The organism is Dokdonia sp. Asnod2-E02, from assembly GCF_045063915.1.
Taxonomy (GTDB): Bacteria; Bacteroidota; Bacteroidia; order Flavobacteriales; family Flavobacteriaceae; genus Dokdonia.
Window position 1 is genome coordinate 933,575 of the sequence record NZ_JBEFNX010000005.1, and the last position, 12,801, is coordinate 946,375.

At 36.5% G+C, this 12,801-nt stretch carries 14 protein-coding genes; 12 read left to right on the forward strand and 2 right to left on the reverse strand.

Annotated features, from left to right (window positions below; all coding sequences use genetic code 11):
* Positions 1–31: 31 nt before the first annotated feature.
* From ACJJVM_RS04145 to ACJJVM_RS04200, 12 genes are all read left to right on the forward strand, one after another.
* Positions 32–841: a sulfite exporter TauE/SafE family protein gene (locus ACJJVM_RS04145; protein WP_298351999.1), complete on the forward strand. Its 810-nt coding sequence runs from the start codon at positions 32–34 to the stop codon at positions 839–841.
* A 178-nt stretch (positions 842–1,019) separates the two neighbouring features.
* Positions 1,020–2,432 carry a rhodanese-like domain-containing protein gene (locus ACJJVM_RS04150; protein ID WP_405210899.1) on the forward strand — a complete coding sequence of 471 codons (1,413 nt, stop codon included), beginning with the start codon at positions 1,020–1,022 and terminating at the stop codon, positions 2,430–2,432.
* 163 nt (positions 2,433–2,595) lie between these two features.
* The gene (locus ACJJVM_RS04155; protein WP_405210900.1) at positions 2,596–4,005 is read left to right on the forward strand and encodes a rhodanese-like domain-containing protein; all 1,410 of its coding nucleotides are present in this window, start codon (positions 2,596–2,598) and stop codon (positions 4,003–4,005) included.
* Between the two features lie 10 nt (positions 4,006–4,015).
* Positions 4,016–4,330, forward strand: coding sequence for a rhodanese-like domain-containing protein (locus ACJJVM_RS04160; RefSeq protein WP_298351990.1), 315 nt, complete (start codon positions 4,016–4,018; stop codon positions 4,328–4,330).
* A 161-nt stretch (positions 4,331–4,491) separates the two neighbouring features.
* On the forward strand, positions 4,492–4,857 hold the full coding sequence (locus ACJJVM_RS04165; protein WP_237747115.1) for a rhodanese-like domain-containing protein: 366 nt from the start codon (positions 4,492–4,494) through the stop codon (positions 4,855–4,857).
* Positions 4,858–4,961: 104 nt separating this feature from the next.
* Positions 4,962–5,228 carry a heavy-metal-associated domain-containing protein gene (locus ACJJVM_RS04170; RefSeq protein WP_298351983.1) on the forward strand — a complete coding sequence of 89 codons (267 nt, stop codon included), beginning with the start codon at positions 4,962–4,964 and terminating at the stop codon, positions 5,226–5,228.
* A gap of 3 nt (positions 5,229–5,231) precedes the next feature.
* Complete coding sequence (locus ACJJVM_RS04175; protein WP_038599726.1) at positions 5,232–5,492, forward strand: YidH family protein; 261 nt, start codon at positions 5,232–5,234, stop codon at positions 5,490–5,492.
* Positions 5,493–5,686: 194 nt separating this feature from the next.
* Positions 5,687–6,412, forward strand: a complete 726-nt coding sequence (locus ACJJVM_RS04180) for a DUF2490 domain-containing protein (RefSeq protein WP_405210901.1) — start codon at positions 5,687–5,689, stop codon at positions 6,410–6,412.
* A gap of 2 nt (positions 6,413–6,414) precedes the next feature.
* Positions 6,415–7,167, forward strand: a complete 753-nt coding sequence (locus ACJJVM_RS04185; protein WP_405210902.1) for a carbonic anhydrase — start codon at positions 6,415–6,417, stop codon at positions 7,165–7,167.
* 113 nt (positions 7,168–7,280) lie between these two features.
* Positions 7,281–8,588: an FAD-dependent oxidoreductase gene (locus ACJJVM_RS04190; protein ID WP_405210903.1), complete on the forward strand. Its 1,308-nt coding sequence runs from the start codon at positions 7,281–7,283 to the stop codon at positions 8,586–8,588.
* A 203-nt stretch (positions 8,589–8,791) separates the two neighbouring features.
* Positions 8,792–9,457, forward strand: a complete 666-nt coding sequence (locus ACJJVM_RS04195) for a peroxiredoxin (RefSeq protein ID WP_405210904.1) — start codon at positions 8,792–8,794, stop codon at positions 9,455–9,457.
* A gap of 126 nt (positions 9,458–9,583) precedes the next feature.
* Entirely contained in the window at positions 9,584–10,057 is a 474-nt protein-coding gene (locus tag ACJJVM_RS04200) for a Dps family protein (RefSeq protein WP_298351963.1), read from the forward strand.
* A 75-nt stretch (positions 10,058–10,132) separates the two neighbouring features.
* Here the strand turns inward: ACJJVM_RS04200 and ACJJVM_RS04205 are convergent, their stop codons facing one another.
* Both ACJJVM_RS04205 and ACJJVM_RS04210 read right to left on the reverse strand, forming a co-directional pair.
* Positions 10,133–12,238 carry a TonB-dependent receptor domain-containing protein gene (locus ACJJVM_RS04205; protein WP_405210905.1) on the reverse strand — a complete coding sequence of 702 codons (2,106 nt, stop codon included), beginning with the start codon at positions 12,236–12,238 and terminating at the stop codon, positions 10,133–10,135.
* A 50-nt stretch (positions 12,239–12,288) separates the two neighbouring features.
* Complete coding sequence (locus tag ACJJVM_RS04210) at positions 12,289–12,621, reverse strand: hypothetical protein (RefSeq protein ID WP_405210906.1); 333 nt, start codon at positions 12,619–12,621, stop codon at positions 12,289–12,291.
* Between the last annotated feature and the right edge of the window lie 180 nt (positions 12,622–12,801).

The window sequence follows — 12,801 nt, forward strand, 5'->3', positions numbered from 1 at the left end:
ATACATTTGCTGTAAAATACAAAGTTTCATTATGGAAGTTTTAGAAGTATTAGGATATATAAGTGCTCTCATTATAGGCATTTCTTTAGGTCTCATAGGTGGTGGTGGCTCCATACTTGCGGTACCTGTTCTTGCATATTTGTTTTCTGTAAACGAAAAAGTAGCAACTGCATACTCTTTATTCATTGTAGGTGCTAGTGCGCTCGTAGGCGGGCTTAAACAGCATCTTAAAGGATATGTAGACTGGCGTACTGCAGTAGTATTTGGTATTCCTGCTATTGTAGGAGTTACAGTGGTAAGGCATTATGTAGTGCCAGCTTTACCAGACGTTTTATTTACCATAGGTGATTTTGATTTTACACGCAGGATGGCAATGTTTGGCCTCTTTGCAATACTAATGATACCAGCGGCTTTCTCAATGCTCAAAAAGCGTAAAGAATGCCCAGAAAAAAATGATGGTAAGGTATCGTATAACTATCCTCTTATCTTAATAGAAGGATTGCTAGTAGGTGCGATTACTGGTATGATAGGTGCCGGTGGTGGTTTTTTAATCATACCCGCCCTAGTAATACTTGCAAACATAAAAATGAAAGTAGCCGTAGGGACATCACTCATAATCATAGCATTTAAATCTCTTATGGGCTTCTTTTTAGGTGACGCTTTAACGATGGATGTAGACTGGGTATTTCTCTCCATTTTTACACTAATCTCTCTTGTGGGAATTTTTATAGGCAGTTATTTAAGTAATTTTATAGATGGACAAAAGCTCAAAAAAGGTTTTGGTTACTTTATCCTCGTGATGGCGGTATTTATTTTCTATATGGAGTTCTTTGTTAAATAACTCAAGCCTTAACAAATTATACAAAAGACCTTCTCACGAGGTCTTTTTTTTATTTACAGCTATATAATATGACAAATGTCATAGTTTTATAATTACCTCCCTTTCTGTAACATAAGTGACCAAACTACTCATAAAAGCCTATTACTTTTATAGTGTTTAACATTTAAATCTATTCACAATGAAAGTAGAACAAATTTATACCGGATGTATCGCACACGCTGCATACTATATAGAAAGTAATGGCGAGGCAGCAGTGTTTGATCCATTAAGGGAGGTACAACCATATATAGATCGTGCACAAAGTGACAATGCAAAAATCAAGTATGTTTTTGAAACTCACTTTCACGCAGATTTTGTGAGCGGTCATCTTGATTTAAGAAAAAAAACCGGTGCAGAGATTGTATTTGGTCCTGGAGCCAAGCCAGCTTATGAAGCTACAATAGCAACAGATGGGCAAATCTTTTCTATAGGTGATTATAAAGTAAAAGTAATACACACCCCTGGTCATACTATGGAGAGCACCACCTACCTACTCATAGATGAAAATAATTCTGAACACGGCATCATAACTGGTGACACCCTCTTTATAGGAGATGTGGGTCGTCCAGACCTTGCTCAACACGTAGTGTCAGACCTCACAGAAGAAAAACTTGCAGGCCACCTCTATGATTCTCTTAGAGATAAGATACTACCTCTAGATGATAAGCTCATCGTCTACCCTAATCACGGTGCTGGATCTGCCTGCGGAAAAATGATGAGCAAGGAGACTACAGACACACTAGGAAATCAAAAGAAGTATAACTACGCTCTTCAAGGTATGAGTAAAGAAGAGTTTATAAAAGTGCTACTAGATGGACTCACTGCTCCTCCAGGATATTTCCCGCAAAATGTTCTTATGAATATTAAAGGATATGAAAGTCTAGATACCGTGATGAGTAGAGCTACAAAAGCCCTCACTCCAGAAGAGTTTGAGCTTGTCGCAAATGAAACTGGCGCTCTTATGCTTGATACTCGTGATGCCTCAGACTTTGCTTCTGGATTTATACCTAACAGTATTAACATAGGACTAGATGGCAATTTTGCACAATGGGTTGGTGAGATGATTCCAGATGTAAAACAAGAAATTTTACTCATAACCTACCCAGGTAAGGAAGAAGAAGCAATCACTAGATTATCTCGCGTAGGGTATGATTATGCAATAGGCTATCTCAAAAAAGGTTTCGGCGCTTGGAGAGAAAGCGGTAAAGACATTGAGACCACAGCACGCATAAACGCAACAGAGCTAGCTGCACGTTACAAAAGTGAGCAACCACTTATAATAGATGTGCGTAAAAAGAGTGAATATGACTCTGAGCATATTGTTGATGCTATAAACATACCACTTAATGAGATCAATAAGCACCTTGCTCAGTTTCCAAAAGAGACTCCATTTATAGTACATTGTGCTGGTGGTTATAGAAGTATGATAGCCGCTTCAATTTTAAAACAGCGTGGCTGGGACAACTTTGTAGATGTTACTGGCGGTTTTAAAGAGATTGCTGAGACAAGCATCCCAAAAACTGACTATATTTGCCCTACTACGTTACTATAAAGTAGCACGTATTATGATAAACTCCTATTAACACTTGGTAATAGGAGTTTTTATTAATTTTACCCTATGTAACTTAGGTTACTGTAAAGACACTACTTGTGTTATAATTTTACACTATTAATTATTAGTACGCTTTCGCGAAAGCGTATCCAAAAATATACTTATGAACGTTGAACAAATCTACACAGGATGCTTAGCACAAGGTGCCTATTATATAGAAAGCAAAGGTGAAGTTGCTATAATTGACCCTTTAAGAGAGGTAAAACCTTATCTTGATAGAGCAAAACTTGATGATGCAAAAATCAAGTATATTTTTGAAACTCACTTTCACGCAGATTTTGTGAGTGGGCACGTAACACTAGCCAAAGAAACAGGCGCTCCTATCATATACGGTCCAAATGCAAACCCTTCTTTTGACGCAATAATTGCAAAAGATGGCCAAGAGTTCAAGCTTGGTGATGTAACTATTATAGCATTACACACACCAGGACACACGATGGAAAGTACAACTTACCTTCTTAAAGACAAAGATGGTAAAGACCACGCGATTTTTAGTGGTGACACTTTATTTCTAGGAGATGTAGGAAGGCCCGATCTTGCTCAAAAAATGGGAGAACTCACAGAGCGTGACCTTGCAGGTTTCTTATATGACAGCTTACGCACTAAAATAATGCCCCTTGCAGATGATGTTACAGTATATCCAGCGCACGGTGCGGGATCTGCCTGTGGTAAAAATATGATGAAGGAAACCGTAGACACTCTAGGGAACCAAAAGCAAATGAACTATGCCTTGAGAGCAGATATGACTAAGGAAGAGTTTATAAATGAGGTTATTGATGGACTATTACCGCCACCTCAATATTTTCCGCTCAATGTAAAAATGAACAAGGAAGGCTATGAAGACATACAAGATGTTTTAAAAAGAGGTACACAAGCCTTATCACCACAGGCTTTTGAGGCTGCTGCAAATGAGACGGGTGCTATTGTACTAGATGTACGTCATCAAGATGAGTTTGCAAAGGGTCACATACCTAGGTCTATTTTTATAGGTCTCAAGGGAGGATTTGCTCCGTGGGTAGGAGCCCTTATTGCAGATGTAAAGCAACCTATATTACTAGTAACAGAACCTGGCAAGGAAGAAGAGACAGTGACACGATTATCACGTGTAGGTTTTGACAACACACTGGGATATCTCAAGGGTGGTTTTGATGCCTGGAAAAAGGAAGCACTAGAGTATGATACGGTAAGCTCTATAACGGCTGCACAGTTTAAGTCTGATCTTGAAAAATCTAAAAAACCGGTATACGATGTACGTAAAGAGAGTGAGTATTTATCTGAGCGTGTAAAAGACGCTCACCATACTCCTCTAGGTTTCTTAAATAATCACCTTGCAGAGTTTCCAGAAAACGACACTTTTTATGTACACTGTGCTGGAGGATATAGAAGTATGATTGCTGCATCTATTTTAAAAAGCAGAGGCGTACACAATCTTATAGATGTAAAAGGTGGTTTTAAAGCCATAAAAGAAGCTGGTGTACCTGTTACAGATTTTGTGTGTCCTACAACATTATAAAAATTTTAAAATGAAAAATATAAATCAAGCCGAATGGCAAGAACTCATTGCAAATGACAGTCAGGCTGTAATTCTAGATGTAAGAACTCCTGGAGAGTGTGCAGAGGGTATACAGGCTAATGCTCAAATGATTGATTTTTTAGACCAGCCCTCGTTTATGGCTTCTATAAAAGAGCTTGACACCTCAAAAAATTACTACATCTATTGCAGGAGCGGTAATCGTAGTGGGCAAGCTTGTCAAATACTTGATAATATGGGTGTACAAAGCACATACAATCTTACGGGTGGAATGATGGCCTGGACAGGAGAAACGGTAGCACCATAACACATAATTTGCCTCATTATAATTAAGGCTTATTATTTTAAATTAGTGAAGAAAAAAGTGACTGTACAAACAGTCACTTTTTTTTGTTTTAAAAGCATTGCTATGTAACCTAAGTCACTGACAAACGTATACTAAGCGCTTATCTTTGAGTAAAAATAATAATGAAACTTACACTCATACTTATGTCATTTCTATCCTTACTTTTCGGTGATAAATTGCAACAGAGCGATGCTATCACAATACTAGACAGAGACGCTTTTAAAAGCGCAATAGCAACCCCTGGTGTGCAGCTCATAGATGTACGTACTGCAAATGAGTACAGCTCGGGTCATATAGCAAAAGCACAAAATATAGATTACTTTAAAACATCAGAGTTTACAACTAAGGTAAATAAACTTGATAAAGATAAACCGGTGTACCTCTATTGTAGATCTGGTAATAGAAGTCAGCGCGCTGCGGCAAAATTAGATAGCCTAGGTTTCAAAATCATCTTTGATCTAGAAGATGGTTATAACAACTGGAAATAGCTTAGTCTATAAATCATAATGATTATAATGTATGCAATCACGCTTTCGCGAAAGCGTAATTAATTATATCAATTTACTTAATCTCTTCATCAAAATTTTACACTATGAAAACGGCTATAATTGTTCAAAATCTAAGATGTGGTGGCTGTGTTAATACAATCACTACAAAAATTAATGCATTAGAAAATGTACATAATGTTAGTGTAGATCTAGAATCATCTACAATCTCCTTTACTGCCGAAGATGCTCTAGATGCGCTATCTGTAAAGGAAACTCTAAAAAAATTAGGCTATCCATCTATAGAAGATGATAATGGTGTATTGTTAAAGGCAAAATCTTTTGTAAGTTGTGCTACGGGAAAAATAACCTAACCTATGAGCACACTAGAGCAATCACTAAGAGATAAACTGGCGATAGATAGAACGAGACTGGCAAACGAGAGGACCTTTCTTGCTTATTTTAGAACGTTTATTGTTTTTTTAAGTTCTGGTTTTGCTATTATAAAATTAGACCTGTTAAACGAAATACGCTGGATAGGTATTATGCTCATTGTTATAGGACCTGCCTTATTAATTATAGGTTTGTTTCGCTTTTTATATGTAAAGAAGAGTATCAAAAACTACTATAAAGAGTAATGTATTATGAAAGCCTCTTGCTTTCTCTTCCTTATTACCCGCAACATATAACTATTTACATCTTCCAAAAAAGGCTTTACGATGCACAATCAATAATTTGATTTTGTAAACATAATAGCCGTACTCACTTTTAGATTTTAATGAATTACGCATCCGTTTGCTTCACGAAGCTTATGGAACAATGCTCGTATTTTATGATGAGATTTTTTATACTTTTTAGTTTACTCTGTTTTGGTATCACTAATGCTGCTGGTCAAAATACTAGCACAAGATATAGTAGCTGGAACACTTTTGATGTTTCAAAAAAAATCAATCAAAATTGGTCTATAAATACTGAATTTAACCTGAGACGCACACAGTTCTTAAAAGATTGGGAACAACTTGTAATACGTCCTTTTGTCCATTATAAATTTGAGAATGATCTAGATATAGCATTTGGTTATAGCTACATACGCAATTATAAACACGATGGTAATAGCCTACCTCTTGATATCATAGAGCATAATGTTTTTCAACAACTTACTCTTACGCATAGGTTTTCAAATTTTATTTTAGATCACAGATTGCGTTTTGAAGTAAGACATATAGACAACATTACAGAACTTTTTAATGGAGTCTATGATGTGGACGGCTCGAGAATAAGAAACCGTTTTCGTTATAAATTTCAAGTAAGAATACCTTTAAGAATATATAGTGATAATCGCGCCTTAAGCGCTGTACTATATGATGAAGCCTTTTTGAACCTAGAAACTGGTCTGAGGCCAAAAAAGCTCGATCAAAACTGGATGTTTGTGGGTTTAATTTTTCGCGTAAGCAAACAAGTTAAAGTGCGCTCTGGATATCACGACATATATGCAAAGAGAGAAGATCTATTTATAAACAACCGAGTGTGGGAAACTACGCTTACTTATACATTTTAACAATGAAACACTCTTTAATATTATTAATCGCTATTCTGATAATAAGCTGTGCACAAAAAACAGATTTGCATAAGGATGCACACTGGAGCTATGAAGGTGAGACTGGACCAATACACTGGGGAGAAATTGAAAAAAATTCTGATTGTGGAGGGTTGTTTCAATCACCTATTAATATTGTAAACTATAAGGTAGATAGCTTATTAACTCCACTTAACATCACCTATTCTGATAGCACACATATACACGACATTATAAATAATGAACACACGATACAGTACAATTTTGACAGTGGAGATTATATTACGATAGAGGGGATGAATTATGAGCTAAAGCAATTTCATTTTCACGAACCAGCAGAGCATCTAATAGATGGTATACGTTACCCTATGGTGATTCATCTCGTGCACAAAAGTAAAAATGGCACGTATGCCGTACTAGCTGTTATGGCAAAGGAAGGGAAAAGTAGCAAACCTTTTGATTTTCTTGAAAGCTTCTTACCCATCCCAGTGGGTGAAAACCGTATTGTAGATAACGCTTTTGATATGAACCTCAACCTGCCTGATAATAAAGCTTACTTCACATATAGTGGTTCTCTCACCACTCCTCCTTGTACAGAAAACGTACAATGGTTCATTTTTAAAAACCCAATTACCGTCTCGCTAAGTCAAGTAGAAAAACTAAAGGCCCTAATGCCACTCAATAACTATAGAGATGAACAGTCACTTAATGATAGAGAGATTAAGCTGTCTAAATAAAATAGACACCTTGCTTGTTAATTTATTAAAAATACCTACTGTGTGTAACACAAGTTACAGTAATCGCAATATAGTTGCTTTATTTTTAACGAGTTAACAAACAAACACAGAAAATGACATCACATTATCAAGTACTCATCATAGGCGGAGGAACAGCAGGTATAATGACTGCTGCACAACTTCTTAAAAATAAAAAATCAAGCAGCGTTGCAATCATAGAGCCGGCAGATACACATTATTATCAACCAGCCTGGACACTAGTGGGTGCAGGTACTTATGATTTTGACAAAACTGCAAAACCTATGGCTTCTGTCATTCCAGATGGCGCAATATGGATAAAAGATAAAGCTACGGGGTTTAATCCAGAAAAAAATAGCGTACTCACCGAATCTAATGGTAGTATCACCTATGATTATCTAGTTGTTGCTCCAGGTCTTGCTTATGACTTTAGTCTTGTACCCGGTCTAGGCGAGGCAATAGATAACGGTGTAGTGTGTAGCAACTATACAGATCCAAAACATACTTGGAATGTCATAAAAAACTTTAAAGGAGGTGTCGCACTCTTTACACAACCAGCCACTCCAATAAAATGCGGTGGAGCTCCTCAAAAGATTATGTATCTAGCCGAAAATCACTGGCGTAAAAATAATATTACTACAAAAACAGATATTGTCTTTGCGACAGCAGGTACCATAATTTTTGGAGTCAAAAAAATTGCAAAAACACTTATGGAAGTTGTAAACCGAAAGGATATCAACCTTCGTTTTAATCATAAACTCGTAGCTGTAGATGGGCCAAATAAAATTGCTTGGTATGAACTCACAAAAGATATCTCGGCTGGTGGCTGTGTGGTTATGTCTGGCGAGGACGAGGATAAATATCTAGATGAAAAATTTCAATACAACTACAAAAATGTAAAGGTAACTGTAAAGGGAGATAGGTATGGTATACACTATGATATGATGCACACAGCTCCCCCATCTGTCGCACCTAAGTTTGTAAGAGAATCTACACTAGTAAATAAAGCAGGCTGGCTTGATGTAGATCACCATACAATGCAACATAACACGTACCCAAATATTTTTGGGCTTGGAGATGTAGCTGCCTTACCTACAGCAAAAACTGGGGCTGCGATACGCAAGCAAGTACCTATTGTGGTAGATAACTTAGGCCTTCTTATACAACATAATAAAATAGGTACTCAATCATATAACGGGTACTCATCGTGCCCACTTGTAACAGATTATGGTAAAATGGTCCTTGCAGAGTTTGATTATCACAACAATTTTACCCCAGATCCAAAACTCAAGCAACTACTCATAAAAGATAGCTCAAAAGAACACTGGAGATTGTGGATGCTCAAAAAATTTATGCTACCCTACTTATACTGGAATAAAATGCTAAAAGGGCAAAATGTATAATGAATACAGTACCCCCATATTGTATAGAGGCAAGATCTAAGATCTTGCCTCTTGTAATTTATAGCAAGCTCTATCTTTCAACAAGAAACTCAGCTTGTTAAATCTTTTATAAAAGAAAGGCTGTGTAACAAAGGTTACTATAGATACTCTGGCTATAGCGTATATTTATATTATAATTAAAAACAATAACAAAAAACTATATTATGAATAACGAAAACCTATTACCAGAGCAACCTATAGCAATGCCTAGAATTGGAGATACAGCTCCAGATTTTACAGCAGTAACTACAAAAGGAACTATCCAGATGTCTGATTTTGCAAAAGACAAGTGGGTTGTAATGTTTTCTCACCCTGCAGATTTTACACCAGTCTGTACAACAGAGATGAGTGGTTTTGCACAACGCAAACCAGAGTTTGATGCACTTAACACAGAACTACTAGGTTTAAGTATAGACAGCATACACGCACACTTAGGGTGGGTTCAAAACGTGAGAGAAAATACGGGTGTTTACTTTGACTTCCCTATAATTGCAGATATAGATATGAAAGTATCTAAGCTTTATGGAATGTTACAACCTAACGAGAGTGAGACTGCAGCCGTAAGAGCCGTATTCTTTATAGACCCTTCAAAAAAGATAAGACTCGTAATGTACTACCCGCTCAATGTAGGGAGAAATATGGACGAGATTTTAAGAGCTTTAGATGCACTTCAAATGTCTGACAAGCATAAGGTTGCAATGCCTCTAGACTGGAAAAGAGGTGATAAAGCTATCTGCCCTCCACCAAAATCACTTGATGCTCTTAATAAGCGATTACAAGATGACAGTGTAGAAAAAGTCACTTGGTATCTAGCAAAAAAAGATATTTAAAAATCAAAGGGCTTTTACTCTAGATAAGTAAAAGTCCTTACCTTTTGGTCAACCTATAAAAAATACCTTAAGACACTAAGGCGTAAGTCTTAGTATAGCTATTAACAACCTTAAAAAATAACAATTATGAAAAAACTAAATAACATAGGCCTAGACGTAACCTCATCACAACAAACGGCAGATGAGCTTAACGATTTACTATCTAACTACCAGGTGTTTTATATGAACCTAAGAGGCTTTCACTGGAACATAAGAGGAAAACGATTTTTTGAATTACACCTTAAGTTTGAAGAATTATACAACGACGCACTTATAAAAGTAGATGAGATTGCAGAACGTGTACTCACGCTAAGTGCGACTCCACTTCATACGTTTACAAAATATCTTGAAGTGTCAGAAATAAAGGGTACTGAAGATATTACAGATGGAGAAACTGCAATATCAAGTATTCTAGAAGCCTTAACAGTACTCCTAAAAAAAGAAAGAGCAATCCTTTCTATCGCTGGAGATGCAAATGATGAAGGTACAGTAGCACTTATGAGTGATTATATTGTACAGCAGGAAAAACTAGTCTGGATGCTTTCTGCTTATCAAAACTAGTATAGGTACGCTTTCGCGAAAGCGTAAAAAAAAGCCCTTTTGATGAACTCAAAAGGGCTTTTTTAATTAGGATAGTTAAAACAAATACTTTGCAAATACTGAAAAGTTTCTCCCTGGATCATTGATAGGAACTCTATCAAACCCCTCCTGGTTTACAAAGGAAAAATTTAAGTGATTGTTATATGTCTCATCAAATAGATTGAGAACAGCAAGACCTATATGTACATTTGTTATAGGCTCTACGCCTATTTTAAAATCTAATGTTTGGTATCCCTCTGTCTCTTGCTCTCTAAAACTAGTAGAAATTTCTTCTTGTTGAGAAGTAAGATTATAATCTAGGCTCGACCATAAGTTTCCTCTTTCATAACGTATTCCAAAGCGAGTTGTAAGAGGTGGAGTTAATGGCAAAGATTCGTCTAGATCTTCATTTCTGGTATATACGTATGCGAGAGCGGTATAAAAGTTATAGTACTCCATAAAGTCAATAGAGACATCTGCTTCAACACCCGTCTTGAACGCCTTGTCTACATTAATAAAGCGCTTTACCTCTTGAGGTTGTGCGGTGGGGTTAAACTTTCTATCTAGCATAGGGTCTACTACGGGAACAATATAATTTTCATAAATAGAATAATATCCAGACACATTGTATTGTAATGCATCTACTCCTCTTGTAAAGCTCTTTTTCCCGCTAAGTCCTATTTCAAACTGATTATTAACCTCTGCATCAAGATAAGGGTTACCTACATACTCAAAGGGATCTTGCCCCACTTGAAAGTGATTAATGTACCTCTCTATCATATTTGCACTGCGCGTTCCTCTACCAAAGGCGACCTCAAGCGTATGTACCTCAGAGAGCTTTTGCTTCACAGATACTGTTCCAGAAAAGTTAGACTCGGTTCTATTTTTTAGGTCTGGATATAATTCCCTAAAATCTTCTTCGGGATCTCGTATGTCTGATGTTACAAGATCTAAGCGTACCCCAGCAGTAAGGAGTGTACTATTTGAAAACTTGTATTTATGTTCTGTAAAAATCCCAAAATCATTTATATAAGAATCTTGCCATACTTTATCTTGAAAATACAACGGCTCTGCGAGCTCCTCTCCCATCATATTACGTTTTACAAGTCGTGACCTTCCTCCATCACGTGCCACTAGTAAGGCATCAAGTCCAGAGTAAACGGTCCATTCTTCAGCTGGCTTAAGTTTAAACTCAACTTTTCCTCCAGCAGTTGTAGCATCTATAGTAGATAACGCTTCGGTCATTGCAAATGAAGGTCTGTTATTATTAGACATTATATGGTCTACATAAGAGTAATAGGCTTTTGCATTTACCTCTTTTATAAGCCCCTTAAGTCCGTTTATTTTATAATCTAGTGATAGTATAGAACTGTTATCCTCTTCTGTATCCATAGGCAATCCCGCGTGTAACACATCTCTACCGTAAGACTGTCTCCAGTGAGCTTGAACACGTTGTGTATCGCTTATATTATACCCTACCTTAAGACCATAATCTAGGCTTCTAAATGATGAAGGGATAACCGTACCAGCACCATCTTTGTAATTACCAAAATCTCGATAACCAGCATTTGCTGTGATATCATATGCATCTGTAACCTGTTGTAACTTTATAGACGACACAGATGCACCACCATTAGACTCATAACCAGAGCTTACACTCCCGTGCAAGCCCATTTGCATAGATTGAGGTGTTTGAGTTACAAGGTTTACAATCCCTGCAAAGGTGGAACCATATCTCATCGTGTAGGGCCCCTTTATAATTTCAATTTTTTCAATATCCTCTGGCACTACGTGTGTTGTAATAGGGTCCATTCTATTAGGACAGGCGTGCATTGCCTTAGTACCTCCATCAAATTGAATATTTAATTGCTCATATTGTGACGCTCTAAACGAAGGATCTATAGCATAATTTCCTCTCTTTATAAGAGTAAAAGCATTAATATTACTAAAGAGATCTGCAACATTTTTAGGTTGAACTACCTTCTTTACAAGATCTGTTTTAACTTTAGAAAGTACGGGGTCTGTACTGGCCTTTCCGGTGACCATTACGGTATTAAGTTCTATTACCTTTCCTTTAGAACTATCTATCTTTTTTTCTACTATTTGTCCATAACAGACCATAGTAGGTATTGCGCATAAGAGCGCGAGAAACATCTTTTTCATTTCTTAAATTGTTAATCATCATTAAGTGATGATAATATTGTTATACGTTATTATATGAGATAATACTCCGTACAACGAGGAGGATGAAAAATCAGGTTTGTAAAAGAAGATTGTAAAAATTGCTTGTATACAATATCATTACCGCGATCTAACTTTATAAGTATATATGAGGTTACAACTACGTCAAGCTCGCAAAATATAAGTTGATCCCAATTTATTGTGATAGCCTCTGGTTGATTTTCAGAACTATCACTAGCGGTCACCTTAGTGAGAAAGCATTTCCCGTTACATTGCATTTCTGGTTTATCTGTATTCTCACATAACGTTTCAATAAAACTTTCTATCTCAAGGGTATACCACCCATATATGAATGAAGTTTTCAAACTATTAGTTAATAGTACAATTGATAATATGATAACGGTAATTGCTTTCACTAGGTGTAAATAAAAATAGATTTTTTTACTTTTTATGAGTGACTTTTTACGCTTTCGCGAAAGCGTAATTAAAACACAAATCCAGCATAACTATTCAACTTTCAAAATTACTGTACGCAACCAGATTGA